We start from the raw sequence: 22,585 nt of genomic DNA, 5'->3' as shown, positions 1-22,585 counted from the left end.
CTGACAAACGAAAACAGGCACGGCTTCAAGAAAGTACCCCTTTACATGGAGGCGAGCGTCAATGAAAATATCGACACTGCTCAAAATCATCGGTTCTGCGTTTGTAGTGATCGCCATTGCGCTAATCGTTACGGTTCTAATGCTTCGCAGCAATTATATGGACGTCCGGGAGACCGTATCCCGTCAGGCGGAGTTCAAGCAGCTCGGATATGATTTGGTGAATGCATCCGATTATTTAACGAACGAAGCGAGAAAATATGTCCAGTTCGGCAATAAAACTTACTATGACAATTATTGGCGTGAAGTCAACGAAACGAAAACAAGAGATCGCGTAGTGGCCCGATTGAAGGAACTGCAGGCCCCTATTGGAGAACTGGACCTGATCGAGAAAGCGAAGCAAAACTCGGAAACGTTGGTAAAAACCGAGGAAGCCGCCATGAAAGCGGTTGCAAACAGTAGCATGGAAGAAGCCCGCAAGCTTATGTTCGATGATCAGTATGAGAGAAGCAAAGTGATTATCATGGAGCCGATCTCCCAATTCCAGAACATGATGAACACGCGCGCAGAGAAAGAAGCGGAGCAAGCCCAATCTGCATTCAACCTGTGCCTAGCCCTCACGATCGTTCTGATCGTGATCGTAGCTGCGGTCATGCTGATCTCCACCTTGCTGCTGTTCTACAAGATCAAGCCGCTGCAAACGATTGTACATAAGCTGAAGGAGCTTGCCGGCAATGAGGGGGACCTCACCTCCCGGCTGCCGGCCGCCGGCAAGGATGAAATCGGCGAGCTGTCCCGCTCGTTCAATCTTATGATCTCCAATTATCAGACGTTCGTCCGGAACATTCTCGGCTCCGCGCAGCATGTGGCGGCGGCCTCGCAGCAAATATCGGCAACGACCGAAGAGATTGCGAGCGGCAGTCAATGTCAAGCCCAATCGGCTCAACAGATGAACGTATTATTCCGCGAATTGACGTTCGGACTGGACTCCATCTCGAGAAATGCGGAAGACGCCGCGAGCCTTTCCGAGAATATGTCCAAAGTAGCCCAAGAGGGCGGATCGGTCATTCATAAGACGATACAAGGGATTACCCAATTAAACGAACAAATCGCGACCTTGAAGAAGGATTCGGATAAAGTCGGACATATTATCGAGGTGATCGACGACATTGCCGATCAAACGAATTTGCTGGCTCTCAATGCGGCCATCGAAGCCGCGAGAGCCGGAGATCAAGGCAGGGGATTCGCCGTTGTAGCCGATGAAGTCCGCAAGCTCGCCGAACGCAGCAGCAAGGCTACGAAGGAAATTACAGCCATTATTACAGCGATGCAGAAAAATATGAACGACAGCGTCATTGCCACTACCGAAGCCGTACGTCATACGGACAAAAGTGGAGAAGCGTTCGAAGGCATCCTGCGCATGATTAAGGAGGCGTCCGGTAAAATCGTGGAGATCGCCGCAGCTACCGAGCAGCAGAGCGCCCAGTCGGCCACTATTTTGCAATCGGTGGAGCTGATCGCCTCCTCTTGCGAACAATCCGCGGCGGCCTCGGAGGAAACGGCAAGCTCCTCCCAGTCTTTGGCCGGACTTGCGGAGCAGCTCAATTTATCGGTCGCCGCCTTTAAAATATAAGGCGATTTCATTATTGCGAAAAAAACCACTTGCCGATAGGCTCAAAAACCGCCTGCAGCGGAGTCGCCGGGCTCGGCAATCGGACTCCGGCAATGAGCAGCGCCCCGATCACCGCGGCCGCCAGCATCAATCCGGCGTATGCGGCCGCTTCTTTCTTCTCCCCCTTGCCATAGGCTATTTGCAAGTAAGATAAGCCGGCGAGCAGCAGCAGGAACAACGCGATTTTCACGATTACCATTGACCGTTACCTCCGGCTCGGCGCTTGGACACGCTCAAGAGCTGCTTAGCTTCCGCTTGCCGATATAGGCGGCGAGCAGCAAGAGCAGCGGAATTATAATCTGAAACGGCATGGAGTACCACTGCCACACTTTGGTCGCAAACCGGATCAGTTCCGTATTGTTCTGGTAGATGGAGCGGGAAACCTCCAGCATCAAAATAGCGAGCGGAACTAGATACGTCCGGAACCGTTTGCCGGACAGCACTGTCGAAATCGATTTGGCGCACACGATCAGGCAGACGCTTAGTTTGATGAATCCTCCCATCATCCAAGTGACGATCGCAATCGGTTCCACCCGTTCGAAGAAATCGGCTATCGAAATATACTGGTAGGCCGTGTAGCTCGGATAGATCAGCTTCGACGATATTTCGCCCAATATGAGCGTATTGCGGACATTGACGAGAAGAAGGAGCGAGCCTGCAGCCACTAACGCCCATAGCAACGTTTTTCTTGCCGATTCGATCTTGTTAAGCTGCGGAATGATCATCGCGAACAGGATCGTTTCCCCGAACGGAAACCCGACGAGCTCCGTCATGCCCTGCATAATCGGCATCCAGCCCCGGTCGACCACCGGAAGCAAATTTTCGGGCTGAAAATCTTTTCCCATGAAGATCAAAGAAATGATTCCTTCCGAGAAAACAAAGGCAAGGATAGCCAGCGAGCAGCGGCATACCACTTCTATGCCCATATAGGCCACCCAAAGGACAATCGCCACCATTGCTGCGGAGATGGCGAGCGGCGGCGTCTTGGGCAAGGCGACCATCGAGATGAATTCGGTGAAAGCGCGCAGCACGAGCACGCCCAGGTGGAACGCGTACCAAGCATAACAAATGCCAAGCAGGCGACCGATCCAAACGCCGAACAATTCGCCTCCGATTTCGATAATCGTCTTGCCGGGGTATAGCTGGCAAAGAGTCGAATACGTCCATATGATACCGAAGGATAGCGCAAGGCTGAGAAGGATGGAAATCCAAGCATCGTGTCCGGCTACGGCGGCCAGCGGCACTGTCAGCGAGCTTCCGACAAGAAACATGACCATCACGGCTCCAAGCCCGCTGCTTGTCAGCCGTTCGACCCTCTGTTCCATTTCCCAGTCCTCCTTCCCGGCACTTTTCCGGCCCGGTATCCGTCACTTGACGACTTCCTGCTCCCGCAGCTGCAGCGAGGGCCCCGTCATGCCTGCGCGTATGACAACGAAATCGGTATCAATGGTAAATTCGGCTTCCGCGAACGTTTCGTTCCAATTCGATTTGAGCTGCCGCCACGCCTTATTGTTCTTCTTGTGAAGCACCTCGCCGAATCCGAAAATATCGGAATCGTATGTCTTCTGCACATCCGCGATCATCTTCCGCATACGTTTGCCGATCAATTTCTCCAGCTCGTTTTCTACCAAGTGCAAATTATCCGGATTGGCAAAATCCAAATGGCTGGTGTCTTCTTCCACCGTGCCTTTTCCTTCCAAACGGATCGCGAACGTTACTTTCCCATTCTCCACCTTCGGACTGATTTTCCGTTTGGCTTCGGTCAACTTTACGTTTACGGTATCTTCGGTACCGGGCAGCTCTACGGCCAGCGAACCGTCCTTCAGCTTTCCGGTCACCCACAGCATAAGCTGCGTGTCCCGACCGTTCAAATAGCCGACCAGCTTCAAATCTTTGAACACGGCCGTGCCGGTCAAATCGAACGTTTTTGTGGCTCCCGCCTTGCCCTTCTCCTTGACGGGCTTCAGTTCGATTACACCCAGGACAGGCTGAATCCCTTCTCCGGAAGCGGCGGCAAACAGATCCCGCATCGTTACCGCCGTACTGCCGACCATAAGCTCCATCTCCCGTACCGCTTCGGTAGGCACGAATTCAAGCGGATATTCGATATCGAGGGCGTCGTGCCCTTCTCCCCCTTTGACCACCAGCACGTATGTGCGTAGCCTTGTCGTAGGATTGCGTCCGTGATAATCGAAAATATCTTTGAGCCCGTGCTTCGCCAGCCTCTCGCCGATGAACAGCACGCGCCGGTGTGCGACGAACAGCCTTCTGGACAGCTTCGGCTGCGTATCCATGATCATTTGCTGGATACCGTTCCCCGCTCCCGATTCCACGAAATACCGCTTCGATTTCTGCGTCGTATTGCCGATTTGGCGGGCCGGTATCGCCATCTGAAGCGAGCCGGAATATCGGCCGTCCTCATCCAGATCGATGGAGGAAGCCATCACCAGCGCAATATCGTTAATTTCCGTGCGATCCCAACAAGCCGCACAAATTACCGTCATGGCGACGATCAAGACGCCGAGCGACCCTTTGCGGATCATCGTCCACGCACCTGCCTTCCTGCCTGATCCTTTCCCCGGCTCGGCTCCGGTTGCTGCCCCTGCGGAACGCGCAGCGACTCTTGATAGCCCGTCTCCTGGGGACGCAGCTTCATCGCCCAATGAGGCGCGCGGATCAATACGTCTTTCAATTCGACCAGCGATAGCGGAGCGACCGGCGAAAAATACGGAATTCCAAACGAACGAAGCGAGCACAAGTGAATCAAAATGCCGAGCAATCCGATTCCGATGCCGTACAGTCCGAGCGTCCCGGCCAGCATAATGATCGGGAAGCGCAGCATTCGGATACTGATCGCCATATTAAAGCGGGGAATCGCAAAATTCGCAATCCCCGTAATCGAGACGACGATGACCATCGGCGCCGAGACGATGCCCGCCTGTACCGCGGCCTGACCGATGACGAGCGCCCCCACGATGCTGATAGCCGAGCCGACCTGCCTCGGCAGCCGGACGCCGGCTTCGCGCAGCACTTCGAACGTAATTTCCATCAGCAGCGCCTCCACCAGCGCCGGGAACGGACTCGCCTCGCGCGCTCCGGCAATGCTCAGCAGCAAATTGGTCGGGATCATCTCCTGATGGAACGTCGATACCGCCACATACAGCGCAGGCAGGAATAGAGCGACGATAAGGAAAACGAACCGGATCCAACGAAGAAACGTTCCGATCAGGAACCGCTCGTAGTAATCTTCCGCACTTTGCAGCGCGCCCCAGAAGGTCATCGGCACAATAAGCGCGATTGGCGTGTTGTCGACCAAAATCGCGATTTTGCCTTCGAGCAAATTGGCCGCGACGACATCCGGCCGTTCCGTATTTTGCACCTGCGGGAACGGAGAATACGGCAAATCTTCAATGAACTCTTCGATATAGCCGGATTCGATCACTCCGTCGATCTCGATACGCGATACGCGATCGCGTACTTCCTGTACGACAGAATCGGCCGCAATCCCTTCGATGTAGGCGATCGCGACCTTCGTCTGAGTAAGCTCCCCCACCGTAAACCGCTCGATCTTGAGACGGGCGGTCCGTAAACGTTTGCGGAGCATGATCGTATTCGTCTGAATCTGTTCGACAAAGCCTTCGCGCGGACCGCGAATAACCGTTTCCGCCTGAGGCTCCTCCACACTGCGCGAAGGCGTCCGATCCATCCCGACGATCAACACGCTCTTCTCGCCGCCGGGAACAATCGCCGCCTCGCCGCCAAATACGCCACTCGCAAGCTCATCCATCGTGTCCGTCGTGCGGACTTGTCCGGCCGTCAGCGATTGCTTCAATTGTTCGACCAGGCTTTGCGGCGCTTCTCCTTCGCCTCTGCGCTTCCGGTCCGGCACCGCCTGCAGTAAGCCTTGATCGAGAAGCTGCCGATCGACCATTCCGTCCACGTATACGAGCAGTGCTGGGCGATCGTCGAACAGGTTCACGGTCCGGATGACTACGTCCGAACAGTTCTCGAACGTCTTCTCCAATATAGCCCGATTGGCTTCCAATTGATCGCTGAAGGCATTGCCGGGCTTTGAGAAGCTTGGCAGCTCCTGTGGCCGTTTTGTGCGGCGGAACGATTTTTTCCATTGCTTCAGGAAACGATACATACGCAGCTTCCAGCCCCTACGCCCTCCAGAATATGTGTATTGTTTGGAATGGAAGTGTTAATTATGCATTTATTACCGGGTTACGGTTTTGAAATAACGGTATACTTTGTTTAATTTCTCGCCATGTTTTCCTTTAGAACTTTCCATGCTGCCGAACTCAAAAAACTTTACGTCTTTAATGCCCACATATTGAAATAAAGCTTTTTTCATCAATACTTTGTGAGCATTATTCAGCCAATACAACGGATAAAAGGCCGGACCCTTCATCGTGGAAATGCAAACAACCGACTTCCCTTTCAGAAGCCCTTCCGGCAGAAGCCCTCCCTTATCCTTATAAGCGAACCCCGAAGCAAACATTTGGTCGATATAGCCCATCAACATCGCAGGAGGCCGGCCCCACCAGATCGGATACACAAACACGATTTTGTCCGCCCATAGCAGCTGTTCCCTGTACTTTTCCAATGCGGGATCGGCATGCATATCTCTTCTCCGCTTGTGCTCATTGAACACCAGAACGGGGTTAAACCGCTCCTCGTACAAATCCAGCACCTTCACTTCCTCGATATTCGGATTCTCTCCGCTTCCCTCCATTACTTTTTGCAAAAAGGAATAGCACAAGCTTTGATGATTCGGATGCGTGTAAACGACCAATGTTTTCAAAACGCCACCCCATTACTTATCATTTGATAATCAAATCGTAACACAGCTATTTTTTAGTTGTCAAATGATAATTGTTTATTGATAATGAATTTGGTATCGTATGGATGAGGTGATCCGCTTGGACAAAAAACAGTTTTTCCAGAAAATCGTTAAGTTCGTTACTTCCGTTCATCAAGTGACGAACGAAATGACCAAAGATGTGAAATCCGACGCCATTACCCCCGTTCAATACGGTATTCTTGAATATATCGCGGTCGAACAGCCCGTTACCCCGAGCGAAATTAGCGATTGTCAGCGTATGTCCATGCCTAATACGAGCCGCGAGCTGAAGAAATTGTGCGAGAAACGGCTGTGCGAGAAATACGCCGCCACCGACGATCGTCGCAAGCAATACATCCGTCTTACCCCGGAAGGAGAAGCCTTCATGGGTCAGGCGTTTCAACGCGTAGAAGCCCTTTTCCTGCAGCGCATCAAGGATGCATCGGACAAAGAACTAGAAGAAATCGAACACGCTCTGGACGTGCTTCATACCAAGCTGTTTTATTCCGGTACGACTCCATAAAGATGACTTTATCCGAAACATGGTGGGGTGAACCTTATGCGTTCCAAAATTCTCATTGTCGAAGACGACCGGGACATTCACGATTTGCTGACCGCCTGTCTGCAAAAGGAAGGCTATGAGACGTCATCCGCTTACAACGGAGAAGAAGCGCTTGGCCTAATCGCTCAAACCAGCTTCCAACTCCTCGTTCTGGATCTGATGATCCCCGGGATCGACGGTTATGAGGTGCTCCGCCGCTTGCGGGAAACCCAAAGCGTTCCCGTACTGATCTTGTCGGCGAAAGGAGAAGAAGTGGACAAAATTATCGGACTCGGGCTCGGAGCGGACGATTATGTTGCCAAGCCTTTCGGGATTGGTGAGCTATCCGCGAGGGTGAAAGCTTTGCTTCGCCGATATATGTACTTCAACAACAATCCGAAAGATAACCCTGCCTCCGTACTGGCCCACGGCGAGCTGGCGATCAATCTGCATACCTATGAAGTCACTACCGGAACCGGCAAACAAACGCTGACCGCCAAAGAGTTTGACATATTAAAGCTGTTTCTTTCGAATCCTACCCGCGTCTTCACGAAGTCGCAAATTTTCCAAGCCGTCTGGAAAGAAGATTGTATATCGGATGAGAATACCGTCATGGTCCACATCCGCCGTCTCCGCACGAAAATTGAGCCGGACCCGTCCCAGCCGGAATATATTCAGACGGTGTGGGGAATCGGGTACAAGCTCGGGGAGGCTGCGAATTGAACTACCTTATCGCCATTTTGCTTGCCGCTTGCAGCTTGCTTGTCATCCGGCACTGGCAGCTCAAGCGGCAGCTGATGCTAATTACCGCCCGTATTGAAGAGATACGGCTAGGCAACATCAACCAAAGAGTTCGCACCCCCACCTTGGAGAAATCGTTGAACGAGCTCGGCGGCAGTATGAACCGGCTCATAGACGACTTCCAGCGCGGCACGGAGAAGATCAACCTGCTGGAAAGCGAACGTAAAAAAATGATTGCCCATCTATCCCACGATTTACGAACGCCGCTGACAGCGATACTCGGCTATGTGGAAGTTTTGCAGAAAGATGCCACCCTGACGGAAGCTGTGCGGCAGCATTACCTCGAAGTCATCTCCTCCAAGGGGAACAAGCTGGAGACGCTGATCCGGGACTTCTTCGAGCTGTCCAAGCTGGAAGCGGACGACAGCCCGCTGAACACGGAGAAAATCAATGTGATCGACAAAGTGCAGGAGGCGGTACTCTCCTTCTACCATCCGATTCAGCACGCCCGGCTCACTCCGAAACTGCAGTTCCCGGAAAGCCCTGTTTACGCATGGGGAAACGGACAAAGTCTGGAACGAATCATGAACAATTTGCTGTCCAATTCCATTCGTTACGGAGCGGAAGGCGGAACGATCGGCATTCTAGTCCGGGAAGAGCATGAACGCGTCTGGATAGAGGTATGGGACCGGGGCAGGGGAATTTCGGAGACCGATTTGCCCCATATTTTCGAGCGTCTGTATACGGGAAAAGCATCCAGAAACGCTGTCCAGCAAGGGAACGGACTAGGGCTGACGATAGTCAAAAAATTAGTCGAGAAACAGCAAGGCGAAATTCATGTTGCAAGCATCCCTCATGTGAAGACAAGCTTTTCGTTTTGTTTGCCCAAGGCGACTTAAGAAAAATGTAAGAAACGGTTAAATGGGATGTAAAGCCTATTTTGTATAATAACATTCAACCAAAGCGAATGCTTACGAAGCCGTTTTGCTTGGCAAAAACGTCCAGGAGGTTGAATGCAAGTGGAGTACGTATTGAGGACAAACGGCCTTACGAAAAAGTATAAAGATCGTACGGCGGTCGAAGGGATTAACATCTCGGTGAAGCGGGGAGAAATTTACGGTTTTCTCGGTCAGAACGGGGCCGGCAAAACGACGACGATCCGCATGATTATGGGACTCATACAACCTACATCCGGCCAAATCGAGCTGTTCGGGCAGAAGCTGGAGCCGAGGCGCAGAGCGCCGTTTGAACGCATCGGTTCGATGATTGAAATCCCGGGCTTCTATCCGAATCTGACTGCCGCCGAGAACTTGGACATTCACCGTCGAATGATGGGCATGGGCAATAAAGAAAGCATCGAACAATCGTTAGAGCAGGCCGGCTTGCTGGAAGTCCGCAACAAGAGGGTGAAAAGCTTCTCACTCGGGATGAAGCAGCGTCTCGGCATAGCCCGTGCCCTGCTGCATCACCCGGAGCTGCTTATTCTTGATGAGCCGACGAACGGGCTGGACCCGGCCGGAATCAAGGAAGTTCGCAATTTGATTATGGATCTGGCATCGAAGCGCAATATTGCCGTTCTGGTATCGAGTCACATCCTAAGCGAGGTCCAGCAGATGGCAACGATACTCGGCATTATCCATAACGGAACATTAGTAGAGGAAATCGAACAAGAAGTTCTGCAGATGAAAAACAGACACTGCATGGAATTCAAGGTAAGCAACGACCGCCATGCCGTCATGCTGCTGGAGCAGAAGCTGGGCATCCGCGATTACTCGGTTCCCGAGCCGGGCATCGTCAGGGTGTTCGAACAGTTGTCGGAATCGGCTGCGATCAATCGGACGCTGGTCGGGAACGGCGTAGACGTAGCGGAAATTACGATGCTGCGCGAAACGTTGGAAGATTATTTCCTCAGCCTGACGGGGGGTGGTCGTAGTGCTTAATGTGCTGTATACCGAGTTGTTGAAATTGAAACGGTCGAACATCGTCTGGCTCGCGATCATCGGCGCCGTGCTGCCCGCGCTGATCACCACGTTCGGTGAACTGGGTTCGATGAACTGGACGGAGCTTTATATCAACAACCTTTTATTTCTCAACGTGATGATCGGGCCGATGCTGTTATCGATGCTGGCAGGATTTGTGGTCGTCCGGGAATACAGCGATAATACGATCAACCAGCTTTTCGTCTATCCTCATCGCCGTGTTACGATTTTACTTGCCAAGATGATCGTCATTTTACTTTTATCTGTCATTATATTCGCTCTGAATTATGTCATGATCTGGTTGGCGGGAAGCTTGCTCGGCGATCAGCCGATTCCGGGAGAACTGCTGCGGACCTATACCTCCGCTTATTTATGGATGTTTGCACTGCACGCGCTGCTAATCCCGCTTACGATGACAGCCGGAATCGTGGGCAAGAGCTTTATCCCTCCGGTCGTACTCGGCATTATCGCCATCCTCGCGAATATGATGGCAATCCAGGGCGTCGAGGATCATGTTTCGGAACGTGTCGCTATTGTAAGCTATCTCCCTTTCGGCTCTACGATCGTACATTTGCTTGATATGATTAAATCGAATGTGGATCAAGTCGTTATTCACGCAGTGTATCCTAATGGAATTGCGTTCGTCCTTTTTTTCATATTCAATGCACTCTACTATACGGAGTCCGAAGTTCATAGCGGTTCTTGATCTGCTCCAATTGATGACGCAGGTAAATCATGGTAGTGTTGTATCAGAAACAACATATCATGGAGAGGTTGATATTCGTGGCACTTTCTGACACATTGCACAGAAGAAATAAACTGCTCGTCAACATTATATGGGGGATGCTGGTCTTAGGCATCGCAGTCGACCTGTTGACCGGCGCCTCCTCCAACTCCATCATCGTCTTGGCTATTGTGGGGTTCATCACTTGCGGTACGGCGACGATCATGACCTACAAGCGTTGGCTGGCAGAGTATGTCATGTATTTCATTCCTGTGATCATTACCGTTCTGACGCTGCTCTTGATTATGACCGGGCCTGTTATTACAACTTACTTCCTCATCTTCGTGAACTTGGGAATCATGACGCTGTACAGCAACTTCCGGGCACTCGCCTTCTCGGCCATCTTGGGCACCGGCTTGACGATATACTTGTTCATGAGCCCTTATAGAGAACCGATGTTCGGCGACAATTCTCCTTTTACGATTATGATGTATTTGGCGATGGTGGCGGGTCCGCTTCTGGCATCCACGAAGTTCAGCGAGCGTCTGCAGACGGAAGCGGCCGTTCAAAGGGAGAGCGCGATAGCCGAGAAAAACCGGGCGCAAGCGATCGTCGATCAAATCTCCTCCTCCCTTCACGTTCTGAACGATTTCAGCTCGAATCTGAAGCATAACGTGACTTCGACGAGCTCCATCTCGCTGGAGGTAACCTCCTCCTTCTCGGAGGTGACTTCCAGCATGGAGACGCAGACCTCGAGCATATCCGACATCAGCGAATCCATTCGTGCGATAGAGCGGGAGGCCGCAACGCTTGCCGCCGGCTCGACGGAGATGAGAGTATTGTCGGAGAGCTCCGTGAAGCTGACGAAGAGCGGCAGCGAAGAAGCCGACCTGCTGATGAAGCAGATTGCCCACGTCCGCGAAACGATCGATAGCTCCGCCGCACTGATGAAACAATTAAACGAACAGAACAAGCAGATTGGCGATATTGTAGCGACTATCCACCATATTTCCGCTCAAACGAACCTGCTGGCGCTCAATGCCGCCATCGAAGCCGCCCGGGCGGGCGAGCACGGCAAAGGTTTTGCAGTCGTATCCCAAGAAATTCGGAAGCTGGCCGAGAGCTCCCGGCAATCGACCGAGCAAATCGGTGCAATTTTGGAAAACATTCGCGTGAAGACGGACGACGCTGCGAGCCAGGTCATAATCGGACAGCAGACGATCGTCGAAAGCCTGCAGGCCACGAAGCAAGTCGCGGAAGTCATTCGTTCGCTCTCGGCCGATTCGATGAAAGTGGAACAACAGTCCGCCCAGGTTCAACAGTCCGCCGACGATATGTACAGCCAATATATGAAAATAGCCGATGAAATCTCTACTATAGCGGCGGCAACGCAAGAGAATATGGCCGCTATCGAAGAGATGTCGGCCAGCATGACCATGCAGGATTCCCGTATCAACGGAATCAAGGAAAGCTTCCTGCAGCTGGACGGGCTTGCCACCGATCTGAACAAAATGACCGAACGTTGATCGGCTTCCTCCTTGCCTATTGCTCGGCGCACATTCAAAAATGACCGAACAGATCCCCTCTGTCCGGTCATTTTTTGTCTTGTACTCGCATTCATAGTTTTATATAATGATTCTTGTCGTTTTTTGCCAATTTATTTCGAAATTTATAACATCAGGATGGTGTGTAATGATTACTCAAAGAAGTGTCGGGATGGCAGTCGTTTTAACATTAATCACATGCGGTATTTACGGGATCTACTGGTTTATTGTGTTGACCAATGAAGTCGGCCGACTGAGTGGAGACCACACGTTTACCGGAGGAAAGCATTTCCTTCTGTCTTTAATCACTTGTGGCATTTGGAGCTACGTCTGGTCTTATCAGATAGGTAAACAGGTCGGAGCTGCCCAACACCAACGAGGCTTGATGGTCTCTGATAATTCGGTTCTTTACCTGGTCCTTACCTTCTTCGGTTTGGGAATCGTGGCGTATGCTTTGGCACAGTCGGATGTCAATAAACTTGTATAAGGTTACGCCGAATTGGATGAAGAACCGTAAACTCGCCGGGGGGCTCTTGCTTGCCGCCGGAGGGGTATCGTACATAAAAGTATGGTTACCTGCAACCGGCATTGGGGTTCCCTGCATATTTCACGAGTTGACAGGGTTCTACTGTCCGGGATGCGGAATTACGAGGACCGCTCTTTCTTTACTGAACTTGGATTTTTATCAAGCGTTTAGATACAACCCTTGGATGATATGCCTTCTTCCTTTGTATATCGCTTATACGATGGCCAATAAGAAACAAATGCGTCGTACAAGTGCTGTGATGATGGCTGTAATGCTTACCTCAACCCTTGCATTCGGACTATTAAGAAATATCCCCGCATTCGATTGGTTGGCTCCAACAGCGGTTCGTTAAGAAGATAGGGATCGAATTTGCCGACATGGCTTATTCGGTCTTTTTTTGTAACTCGAGCGGATGGTACCCAAATAAAGGAATTCGCGCAATTTATGTCGAATTCGTTCGCATGATGCGAATATTGACTAAAACCTCCTCTACATATGCAGTCTTAATGATCGTATTTCTAGGCGTTCTATTCGGCCTGCGTTTGGCATGGTCCGAAGCTTTTCCTACATGGAACCACCCTCGTGCTGTCGGTGGCGTACTCGACCTGCGCGGTTTGGATTTGGAGAAATCCCCCACCTTCTTTATGGACGGCGAGTGGCGGTTTTACCCTGAACAATTGTTAACCAGCCAAGACATACCGTCGAAGGAAAACCGGTTCCGCCATATTCAGGTGCCGGGAGACTGGGGAAGCGTGCTGAATCAAGATTCCGACTCCTCGTACGGGTACGGGACGTACCGGCTGCGCATTCTGATCGATCCGCTGAAGCAGCCTGTCGCATTCTGGTTTCAAGGAATTCAAGCTGCATCGGAGGTAGAACTAAACGGGGTTTTCACGAGCGTTGTCGGCAAACCCGCCGCGAACGCGAATGAATACACGCCCAGTAATGTCTCTTACACATCCTCCTACTCGGTAGAAGGGGCGACGGAGATCGAATTGCTTATTCGTACAGCCAACTTCGACGAGCCTTTTAACGGCGGGGTGACGCGTTCTTTACGTTTCGGCTCTCAGGCTGCGATTGACCACGTGCGCTGGTATTCGATCGGATTTCAACTCGTTACGTTTATCATTTTACTGCTTCACGGTTTGTACGGTTTCATTCTATACGTTTTCAATCGGCAAGAACGGACCTTGTTCATTATGGGTTTGTTAACACTGTCGGTCGGGATAGCGGTTCTGATCGGTCACGATAACGTGCTCTTGTTATGGCTGCCGATCAATTATACGTGGGCGATCAAGCTCAGACTGATCTTCCTGCTGTGGCAAAACTATTTTATTCTTCTTATTTTTAGAAGATTCGCTTCGGCTCCTTCACCGAACGTTTGGCTTCGGGCCTATACCGCGGCGCTCGTTTCCCTTACGGGATTCCTGATGGCCATACCCGCTTCATGGGCAAACGGAATCATCGATTTAAAAGTATTTATTGCCTTTTATTTATTCGCGTTCGCCTGGTTTATTTATATTGTAGGGACGATGATTTTCAAGAAGCAGGCCGACAAAGACGTCGTCTTCTTGCTGCTGACCGCGGCCGGCATCATATCCAATTTGTCGTGGAGCATAGTGGAGTCCGCCAAAGAAGTTACGACCGTATACTATCCGTTCGATATCATTACGGCCATAACCGGGTTCTCCACTTACTGGTTCAAGAAATATTTCCGCAATGCGAGAGAAAACGCCAAGCTGAACGATCAGCTGCGAATGGCCGACAAACGGAAAGACCAATTTCTCGCCAATACGTCTCACGAGCTGCGGACGCCGCTGCACGGCATTATGAATATCGCCGAGACCGTCGTCGCCAAAGAAAAGGTGAAGCTTCACGAGAGCAGCCTGAAAGAGATGGAGCTGCTTATCACGATCAGCCGTCGCATGTCGCACATGCTCGGCGATCTTCTCGATGTGGCGCGGCTTCAGGAGCACCGCATCGTATTGCAGCAAGAGTCCTTGAAGATTCAATCGATCGCTCCGGCCGTCATCGCCATGCTCAAATTTATGACGGACGGCAAGCCTCTCCGGTTGAGCATGGATGTTACGGAATCGATGCCGCCTGTGTGGGCCGACGAGAAAAGGCTTGTGCAAATCTTGTATAACTTGCTGCATAACGCCTTGAAATACACGGAAGAAGGGACGGTCACCGTTTCCGCCGAGATCGGGAACGGACAAGCCGTCATCCATATTTCCGACACCGGGGTCGGCATGGACGAGGAAACACAGGCGCGAATCTTTCTCCCTTATGAGCAAGGGGCTTACGGAGTAAGCGACGGAAGAGGGATCGGACTCGGCCTGAGCATCTGCAAGCAGCTGGTACAATTGCACGGCGGAACATTGACCGTCCGTTCCGAGCCGGGCAAGGGTTCCGTATTCAGCTTCAATCTGCCGCTCGCCGGCGAGTCAACGCTTCCATTGTCGCAGCCTTCTCTTCATCTCGACCCATTCAAGGACGGGCCTGACGATGGGCCAGCCGGATTCATTTTCCCGGACACCGTAATCGGCGAATTGGCGACGTCCGCACGATTCCCTCCGCTTCTGCACGAAGGGAAAGTGAATATTCTTGCAGTGGATGACGATCCCGTCAACCTGAGCGTGCTCGTCGGGATCCTTTCCACGGAGCCGTATACCGTCACGACCGTTCATTCGGCCCGCGAGGTGCTGGAATTGCTGGGCTCCCAGCAATGGGACCTGCTGATTGCCGATGTGATGATGCCGCACATGTCCGGCTACGAGTTGACGCAGAAGGTAAGAGAGCAATACTCGGTATCGGAGCTTCCGGTTTTGCTGCTGACCGCGCGCAGTCAGCCTGCCGACATCTATACCGGATTCTCGTCGGGAGCGAACGACTACGTCACGAAGCCTGTGGATGCTCTGGAGCTGAAATACCGAATCCGAGCGTTGACCATGCTGAAGCAGTCCGTCAATGAACGTTTACGCATGGAAGCCGCCTACCTGCAGGCGCAAATTCATCCTCATTTTTTATTCAATACGCTTAATTCGATTATGGCACTCGGCGATATCGACACCGAGAAGATGCAAAATCTGGGCGATGCGTTTGCATCCTTTCTCCGGATCAGCTTTGATTTTCTGAATACGGGGGAACTGGTTGAGCTTTCCCATGAACTGAAGCTTGCCGAAGCTTATTTGTACATCGAGAAGGAACGGTTCGAGGACAGATTGTGTATCGTATGGGAGGTTGAATCCGACATCAGCCTGATGCTTCCTCCGCTCTCGATACAGCCGTTGATCGAAAACGCGGTCAAGCACGGCCTCCTTAGTCGGCCCGAAGGAGGTACGGTGCACATTCGGATTGCTCGCGGGGGCAGCTTCACGCTTGTTGAAGTGAAGGATGACGGCGTCGGGATGGATCATGAGAAGGTCCTGCAACTGCTCAGCCCAACGATGGAAGATAAGCGCGGGATCGGGCTCGCCAATACGAATCGGAGGTTGATCCAATTGTACGGTCAAGGCTTGTCTATCGTCAGCAAGCCGAGCGAAGGCACGACCGTGTCGTTTGTTATTCCGGACAACAAGAGAGAGCGCTCCATCCGCGACCGGGCCGGAGCCATTTGAAAATGTCCCCGTCCTATTCAGGCGGGGACTTGTCCGGTTTCGGTTCCATGTGCGGCTCTATGGGCCCCTCCCGCCTCTCACTGCGCTCTACATCTCCCGCGTCTTCTTCCATCGCGCCGCGAGAGCGGAGAGATCCTCCACGAACAGCCTCATCAGGTTGGGCCGTCTTCGGACGGCAAGCGGATGATACGAAAATCCGACCGGAATCCCTTGATAGTCGTGCCAGCTCCCCCTCAGCACTTTCACGCTGGCTTCTTCCCGCCAAGGGAACAGCGCTTCCGCCACGACATTGCCGAAGCCGAATAGCAGAAGCGGCCGCTTCTGCTGCAACTGCAGCAGAAGGTGCGACGCGCATGCCTCTCTCGCCGCAGGCTTATTATAGGCGCGGACAGGTCTGCATTTCAGCAAATAAGTGACGTAGACGGAGCCGATATCCAGGCCCGCCTCCCTCATGCCGAGCTGGAGCGTCTCGCGCGTCCCGCACAGGAACTCGATTCCTTGCCGGTCTTCCCGGGCTCCGGGGTTATCCAGAATCATCATGATCGGGGCGTCCGGATTTCCTTCTCCCCATATTACGCGGGTCCGCTGGCCGGATAGCTCGCAACGGTCACATTGCCGCGCATGGGGCGGCGCCGCTTCTTCGGGCAAGATCGTGAATGGTTCATCCATTAGCGTCATTTGGGGAATCCTTCCTTCCAGTCTCTTCGTAGTATAGCCGAGAAGTCGGGAAAGATAACTTGCACGCGCTCGTCTTCATCGATCCGGCGCCGCCGCTGCATCGGGCTTTAAAGGACGATGCCGACTTTGCCTTCGTCGACCTGCACTTTGTAGGAGCGTGTCCGCACCTTGTCGCTGAACAAGGATTTGCCGGTTTTGATCTCGAACTCCCAGCCGTGCCAAGGGCAGCGGACGAGCTCGCCGCGGCGGCCATATTCGTATTCGTACACCCGGGACGGCATCGTCGTTCCGCACACGGGCCCTTTGCACAATGGCGCTCCCTCATGCGGACATCTGTTGTGCAGTGCATACAGCTCCCCGTTCACGCGATACACTCCGATCGATCTCCCCTCTACTTCGACGATCATTCTCCCGCCTTCCGCAATATCGCCGGCTTCGGCTACGTAATGAACAGCCATCGGGCTCGCCTCCGCTCTATAGTTGGTATAGCTTCTTCGCATTCTCGTAATATATTTTCCGCTTCGCCTCCGGGCTGAGCCGCTTCAATATTTCCGTTGGCACGTCATTGTCCCAATGCGGATAATCACTCGAGAACATCAGCATATTCTCGGCGTCGATCATGTCGAATATGGAGATCAGATGCTTCGGATCTTCCGGCTCTTCGATCGGTTGGGTGGAGAACAGGCAATGATCGCGTATATATTCGCTCGGCAGCCGTTTCAGCCACGGTACGGAGGAGCGCAGCCCTTTATAATTTTTATCCAGCCTCCACATCAGATGAGGCAGCCAGGCGATGCCCCCTTCGAGCAGGACAAACTTCAAACGCGGAAACTTCTCGAACACGCCCTCGCATACGAGACTGGTCAAATGCGCCATATAGTTTTGCGACAAGCTGGTATGCCACTCCAAATACCTTGTCGGATAACCGGACGCCGTCGGCGGATTCGATCCCCCGGCGCCTTCCGTCCCCGGATGAATCGCTACAGGAAGACCATGACGCTCCGCCGATTCATAGATCGGGTGAAATTGGCGCTGACCGAGCAAAGCGCGTTGACCGCTCCCCATAATGACGCCAACCATTCGCGGGTGATCGGCCATCCGATCGATTTCCTTTGCCGCAAGCAGCGGATCGTAAGCCGAGACCAAGATCGAGCCGCGGAGCCGGGAATGCTTCTCGAGCCAATGCTCTACCAAATGATCGTTATAGGCCGAAGAGATGACGGCGGCATGGTCCGGATCGTGCATCGTCGAGACCCCCATCAAGTTTCCGGTCAAAATACCGTATTCGATCCCGTACGGCTTCAGCAGATCCTCGATTAGAAAAGCCGGGTCGGAAGCGGCCGGTCCGCCCGAAGGCGGTGTACAGTCTTTGCGAATGACCCCGATCGGGCTCTGATAGCCGTGTCCAGGCAGCCCGAGCCCCGAGCTCGCCACGCGCGATTTCCATGGCTCCGGCAAATACGGGACAAGGTCCAGGTGGCTTTTCAACGAATTATGAATGTCGACGTCGATCACTTTCATTTCCAGATTGCTCATACTAAGGTTTACCCCTCTCGGTATCCGGCTTTCTTACATACCCTATTGTAAAGGGGTCTCCTATCGATTACGATTGGTAATCATATCGTTTTTTTAGTGATTTTACGATTTTGAATGAAAAGAAGGAGGCCTCCAACCCGTGAAGATCGACAATATCGCCTTCCAGCAGGCCGTTAACGGCAATTGGCGGGTACCGAGAAAAACGGTCAAGCACGATATATTGATTCTGGTCATTAGAGGCGCGGCCGCTTATCGGATCGGCGAGGAGGCGGTTGTAGTCCGGAAGGGGGAAGGACTGTTTTTTCCGGAAGGCACACTGCGCTCCGCGGAAGCGGATAAGTCGGAACCGCTCCAGCTGTACTCCGCACATTTTAGGGATTTATCGATCGAGGGTCATCCATTGCGGGGAGAGCCGTATGTGCATATCCGGCCGCTTGGCTGCGACTATTTGAAGCAGAGATTCTCGATGCTGTACGAACACTGGATCGGCAAAATGCCGGGTTATGAGTTCATAGCCTGCGGCATCTTGATGGAAATACTCGGCCTCGTCCACCGCGAACGGTTCGGCGACAGCCACTCCTCCTCCCGGCGGAACTTGGCGCTCCGCGTTCAGCAGTACATCGTGCAGCATTACCGCGAGCCGCTTCGCCTGAGCGATATGGCGCAAGTCGTCAACCGCTCGCCTACCTATGTCTCCAGCGTGTTCAAGGAGGTTACGGGGCGTCCCCCGATCGAATACATGCACGAAGTCCGCATCGCCGCCGCCCGCGAGCTGCTCTTGACCGACACGATGACGATCGGAGAAATCGCCGAATCGCTCGGATACTGCGATCAGACGTACTTCAACTACATGTACAAGAAAATAGTCGGCCATCCCCCTTCCCACACATTAAAAATGTAAGGCGGCCTCCCGGCCGCCTGGATAACTGACTGCTTCCCCATAATTGTCCGATCGCTTGTCGGTACCCGTCATTTCACTCCGGTTGTGGCGATCTGCTCCTCGATCCGCTTGTTCGAGGTCGCCTCGGCTTCCCGCAACGCCGTATTGACGTCTTTTTTGCCCGTGACGACATCGGCGAATACGGCTTGAATGCTCGTATCGGCGATCGCGTAATAAGGCGAGAAAGGGGGCGCCGCCGCGAACTTCTCGGGAAAGAAGGCGCTGATGTTTTTCCCTTGGTAGTTTTTGTTGTTTTGGCCGAATGCCGCCCGGACCTCCGGCGTATTGATCGCCGGCGTGAAGCCTTCCTTGGCCAACTCGATCTGCACCTCCTCCGAAGTCAGGAAGGCGGCGACCTCGAAAGCGGCCTGCTTATGCTTGCTCGTAGACATGACGTACAAGTAGTACGGATCGACCGAAGGCGCAACGCCCGGCGCCTCTTTGTAATAAGGCATCGGCGCGACGTCCCATTTCAATATTTCCGTATCGGGAAGACGCCGGGCGACGTTCGTGTAATGCGGGTACATCGCCAACGTTTGATCCTTGAAGAACATATTTTCCAGGTCCGAGCCTTTCGCCATTCTATCCGTCCCAACGAATCCGGGTATGCTGAAGAAGCGCAGCCAGTTTTCGAATACGGTCTTCGCTTTATCGTCGAAAACGGACTTGTTGGTCTTCGGATCGACTAATGCTACAGGTAGCTGACTTGTTCGATATTGCCACAATATATTCGTGCCCAGCCCGTAATACTTCACTCCGCCTTCGATCCGGCTTAATTTGACCGCCGTCTCGTACAATTGATCGTAGGTCATCCCGGCTTTCGGATAAGAAACTCCGAACTTGTCGAAAATCGTGCGATTGTAGAACAGCACTTGGAACTGGGTAAAGGCAGGCAGCCCGTACAGCCCGCCCTTGGCGATATCGCGCTGCGTATCGATGATCGTCTTGTCGAACCGGTTCAAATCGAATTTGCTCGCCTGAATCATTTGCGTCAAATCGGTGTGCAGATTGTAGTCGATCACCATCCTGCGCGTTCCGGACGGAGTGACGAGCATCAGGTCGAACGGCGTTCCCGTCGTGATCAGCTGTTCGAGCGGCGTGTCGCTGTTCGGGATCAGCTTTGGCGTAATATGAGGGAATTTCCGCTTGATCGCTTTCCCGTAGAGGGCGTCGAACATTTCCTGAGTCCAATTCGATTGCCCCCCGTACAATACGATCTCGATCGGCTCCTGCGGCTTCGCTTCCGCCTGCTTGCCGGTCGCATCCGTTCCGGCTCGCTCCGCCGTGCCGCCGCTGCAGCCCGCTGCCCATACAGCCAGAATGGCCGCACATACAACGCTTGCACCTGCACGATAGTTCTTCATCTCGATCCCCCCGTAAATTTAAAATATAACCCAGAATAATTAAAGCGCTTTCCTAATTTCACGGCTCCGTATAAGCCCGAATCGCGTCATAGTGTCACTACGACCCGTAGCGAGATATGCTTCTCTCCTTTGGCAAGAACCGGCTGATACGCGGATCAGCCCGTCCCCCCGACAACCTTATGCATGCTTATATGCGTCTACGGCCGCATACAGCTGTGCCAGCAGCCCCATCCCCATCTGCGACAGTACGCGGTATCCGCAAGTTTGCAGCTCGATCCCGCCGGCATTATGCTGGGTGACGCCCGAGAGAATGCCGTCCGGCGTCAGATACGATTGAATCGTTTCGAACGTCTTCGCCGCCGCGTCATAGTGATGCCTCTCAAGCAGACCGTATCCCGCTCCCAACGCGAGGGCTGCGGCAATCCCCGCCGATCCGGACGTTTCGGCGCCGGTATCCGGCTCGTCCAGAAACGCCGTCCATAGTCCTTCCGGCCGTACCCAATGCATGGCGACATCCGCCATTCTCCGAATTTCCCGCTCCAGCTCGCCCAGTTCGGGCATATGGCCAAAAACGGAACGCTTCAATTCGTGCCAGGTCCTCGTCATGCCGACCATATACCAGGCATAAGCCCGCGACCAGCTGCGGAAAACATGCGTATCGGTCTTCCGGTTATACCGCAAGTACAGATGCTGTCCTCTGGCCAGCGCATCCCGGCGAAGCAAGACCTCGCTTACCGCCCGCTCGGCCAAATCCGCCCGGCCCAGCTTCGAACCGATGACGGCCAGCGGGTAGGCCACCGTATACGTGCCTTCCGCCGTGATCGAGTCTCCGTCGACGATCGCTCCGCGGCTTGCCGTTGACCGCGACTCCCAGAACGATATGGTCCGCAGGACGACCGGATGGTCGGCTTGAAGCTTGGCGATGACCGCCAGCGGCAGTGTCGCTTCAATGGTCGTCAGCTTATCGTCCGCCGCTTGGCCGTGCAGATCTTCGTACAACAGCCGCCCGTCCTCGCTCAAATATTGCCCGAGATGCTTCTCGATTACCGGATCGATATGGTTGGCCCCGACCGCCGGGCGCAGCGCGTACAGCCCGTCGAGCACACAGCCTTCCAGCCAGCCGAAAGGCTGCAGGGAAGACAGCGAGGCGACGCTGTTCAAGAACGGCTCGATCCGCCGTTCGCCGCCTCCGATGAGCAGATGGGGGACAAAAAGCTTGCGCGCTTCGTCGCCCTGCAGCTCATCGAATATCCATATCGGCTGCCCATCGCCGGCCATCCGCAGCAACACGCCTTCGCGAACGGCGTCCGCTGTCCGTTTCCCGTCCAGCACGATCTCGAACGGCTGGAACGTATAGGCATAACGAATATCGAAGCTGCCGATCCGCTCTCCAGACCGTGCGAGAAACGCCTCTACCTTTTGCTCGCTCCGATAATCGAGCGCCACCGCGATTCGCAGCCTGCTCTCGCCGGCGGCGCGCTGCACCGATGACGCGGGTACTTCCCATTCCAGCAAAATCCCGTCTCCACGATCGAGCGGAACGGCGGTCCAACCGCGGGGCAGCCTTCTCCCCTCGGGCAACACCCCGGGTGCACGGTTGCCTGTGACCTTTGCCGGATAGTATGCAGGAGTATTAGGATTGAACACAATTTGCCCTCCACTGCTGTAAGCCACAACAAACTAGCTTAACAATTTGTAAATACTTTTTCCCCTATACATGTTCCCGAGCCACTGCGGAAAGCGCTCCCCCTCTAATCTACGAACCGAATCCTTCCCGTCCGGCTTACTTTCTATTTTAGATATTTCCACGTGGAACACCATTAAGAAAATCCCAATTCCTTAACGATATCACTATTAAAAACATGTAAAGAGGATTC

21 protein-coding genes are annotated in these 22,585 nt (G+C 53.3%); 11 read left to right on the top strand and 10 right to left on the bottom strand.

The window, feature by feature from the left end; genetic code table 11:
- Positions 1-61: 61 nt before the first annotated feature.
- Positions 62-1,630: a methyl-accepting chemotaxis protein gene (locus FE783_RS18940; protein ID WP_138880955.1), complete on the top strand. Its 1,569-nt coding sequence runs from the start codon at positions 62-64 to the stop codon at positions 1,628-1,630.
- Positions 1,631-1,640: 10 nt separating this feature from the next.
- Here the strand turns inward: FE783_RS18940 and FE783_RS18935 are convergent, their stop codons facing one another.
- The 5 genes from FE783_RS18935 to FE783_RS18915 form a co-directional block, all read right to left on the bottom strand.
- On the bottom strand, positions 1,641-1,868 hold the full coding sequence (locus FE783_RS18935) for a hypothetical protein (RefSeq protein WP_138880954.1): 228 nt from the start codon (positions 1,866-1,868) through the stop codon (positions 1,641-1,643).
- A 34-nt stretch (positions 1,869-1,902) separates the two neighbouring features.
- The gene (locus FE783_RS18930; RefSeq protein ID WP_138880953.1) at positions 1,903-2,994 is read right to left on the bottom strand and encodes a GerAB/ArcD/ProY family transporter; all 1,092 of its coding nucleotides are present in this window, start codon (positions 2,992-2,994) and stop codon (positions 1,903-1,905) included.
- Between the two features lie 42 nt (positions 2,995-3,036).
- Positions 3,037-4,212 carry a Ger(x)C family spore germination protein gene (locus tag FE783_RS18925; protein ID WP_138880952.1) on the bottom strand — a complete coding sequence of 392 codons (1,176 nt, stop codon included), beginning with the start codon at positions 4,210-4,212 and terminating at the stop codon, positions 3,037-3,039.
- Complete coding sequence (locus FE783_RS18920; protein WP_138880951.1) at positions 4,209-5,816, bottom strand: spore germination protein; 1,608 nt, start codon at positions 5,814-5,816, stop codon at positions 4,209-4,211. The genes FE783_RS18925 and FE783_RS18920 overlap by 4 nt, the downstream gene beginning before the upstream one ends.
- A 72-nt stretch (positions 5,817-5,888) precedes the next feature.
- Entirely contained in the window at positions 5,889-6,476 is a 588-nt protein-coding gene (locus FE783_RS18915; protein WP_138880950.1) for an NAD(P)H-dependent oxidoreductase, read from the bottom strand.
- 118 nt (positions 6,477-6,594) lie between these two features.
- Between FE783_RS18915 and FE783_RS18910 the strand changes: the two genes are divergently transcribed.
- The 9 genes from FE783_RS18910 (at position 6,595) to FE783_RS18870 (ending at position 16,190) form a co-directional block, all read left to right on the top strand.
- A complete protein-coding gene (locus FE783_RS18910) occupies positions 6,595-7,038 on the top strand; it encodes a MarR family winged helix-turn-helix transcriptional regulator (protein WP_138880949.1) in 444 nt (147 codons plus the stop codon).
- A gap of 36 nt (positions 7,039-7,074) precedes the next feature.
- Positions 7,075-7,779, top strand: a complete 705-nt coding sequence (locus FE783_RS18905) for a response regulator transcription factor (protein WP_138880948.1) — start codon at positions 7,075-7,077, stop codon at positions 7,777-7,779.
- Positions 7,776-8,696, top strand: a complete 921-nt coding sequence (locus FE783_RS18900; RefSeq protein WP_138880947.1) for a sensor histidine kinase — start codon at positions 7,776-7,778, stop codon at positions 8,694-8,696. Before FE783_RS18905 ends, FE783_RS18900 begins: the two co-directional genes overlap by 4 nt.
- Positions 8,697-8,810: 114 nt before the next feature.
- A complete protein-coding gene (locus tag FE783_RS18895) occupies positions 8,811-9,737 on the top strand; it encodes an ABC transporter ATP-binding protein (RefSeq protein ID WP_338015875.1) in 927 nt (308 codons plus the stop codon).
- Positions 9,730-10,482, top strand: coding sequence for an ABC transporter permease (locus tag FE783_RS18890; RefSeq protein ID WP_158301904.1), 753 nt, complete (start codon positions 9,730-9,732; stop codon positions 10,480-10,482). Before FE783_RS18895 ends, FE783_RS18890 begins: the two co-directional genes overlap by 8 nt.
- Before the next feature lie 77 nt (positions 10,483-10,559).
- Positions 10,560-12,026 carry a methyl-accepting chemotaxis protein gene (locus FE783_RS18885; protein WP_138880944.1) on the top strand — a complete coding sequence of 489 codons (1,467 nt, stop codon included), beginning with the start codon at positions 10,560-10,562 and terminating at the stop codon, positions 12,024-12,026.
- A 166-nt stretch (positions 12,027-12,192) separates the two neighbouring features.
- A complete protein-coding gene (locus FE783_RS18880) occupies positions 12,193-12,531 on the top strand; it encodes a DUF4234 domain-containing protein (protein WP_202916214.1) in 339 nt (112 codons plus the stop codon).
- Positions 12,494-12,922, top strand: coding sequence for a DUF2752 domain-containing protein (locus FE783_RS18875; protein ID WP_338015874.1), 429 nt, complete (start codon positions 12,494-12,496; stop codon positions 12,920-12,922). The genes FE783_RS18880 and FE783_RS18875 overlap by 38 nt, the downstream gene beginning before the upstream one ends.
- Before the next feature lie 154 nt (positions 12,923-13,076).
- A complete protein-coding gene (locus FE783_RS18870) occupies positions 13,077-16,190 on the top strand; it encodes a hybrid sensor histidine kinase/response regulator (RefSeq protein WP_238403153.1) in 3,114 nt (1,037 codons plus the stop codon).
- An 87-nt stretch (positions 16,191-16,277) separates the two neighbouring features.
- Here FE783_RS18870 and FE783_RS18865 read toward each other — a convergent pair whose 3' ends face one another.
- From FE783_RS18865 to FE783_RS18855, 3 genes are all read right to left on the bottom strand, one after another.
- Positions 16,278-16,859, bottom strand: coding sequence for a uracil-DNA glycosylase (locus tag FE783_RS18865; protein ID WP_138881125.1), 582 nt, complete (start codon positions 16,857-16,859; stop codon positions 16,278-16,280).
- Positions 16,860-16,975: 116 nt separating this feature from the next.
- Positions 16,976-17,326, bottom strand: coding sequence for a Rieske (2Fe-2S) protein (locus FE783_RS18860; protein WP_138880943.1), 351 nt, complete (start codon positions 17,324-17,326; stop codon positions 16,976-16,978).
- A gap of 16 nt (positions 17,327-17,342) precedes the next feature.
- Positions 17,343-18,404 (bottom strand): amidohydrolase family protein, encoded by a 1,062-nt coding sequence (locus FE783_RS18855; RefSeq protein WP_138880942.1) that lies wholly within the window; start codon positions 18,402-18,404, stop codon positions 17,343-17,345.
- Positions 18,405-18,543: 139 nt separating this feature from the next.
- On the opposite strand from FE783_RS18855, the gene FE783_RS18850 reads away from it, so the two are divergent.
- Entirely contained in the window at positions 18,544-19,305 is a 762-nt protein-coding gene (locus FE783_RS18850; RefSeq protein WP_138880941.1) for an AraC family transcriptional regulator, read from the top strand.
- Positions 19,306-19,373: 68 nt separating this feature from the next.
- On the opposite strand, the gene FE783_RS18845 is transcribed toward FE783_RS18850, so the two are convergent.
- Together FE783_RS18845 and FE783_RS18840 are read right to left on the bottom strand one after the other, a co-directional pair.
- Complete coding sequence (locus tag FE783_RS18845) at positions 19,374-20,708, bottom strand: extracellular solute-binding protein (RefSeq protein WP_138880940.1); 1,335 nt, start codon at positions 20,706-20,708, stop codon at positions 19,374-19,376.
- A gap of 177 nt (positions 20,709-20,885) precedes the next feature.
- Positions 20,886-22,355 (bottom strand): glycoside hydrolase family 88 protein, encoded by a 1,470-nt coding sequence (locus FE783_RS18840; RefSeq protein ID WP_138880939.1) that lies wholly within the window; start codon positions 22,353-22,355, stop codon positions 20,886-20,888.
- Positions 22,356-22,585: the final 230 nt, after the last annotated feature.

The organism is Paenibacillus mesophilus (assembly GCF_005938385.1).
Classification (GTDB): domain Bacteria; phylum Bacillota; class Bacilli; order Paenibacillales; family NBRC-103111; genus Paenibacillus_AB; species Paenibacillus_AB mesophilus.
This window is presented reverse-complemented; position numbering and strand designations above follow the sequence as displayed.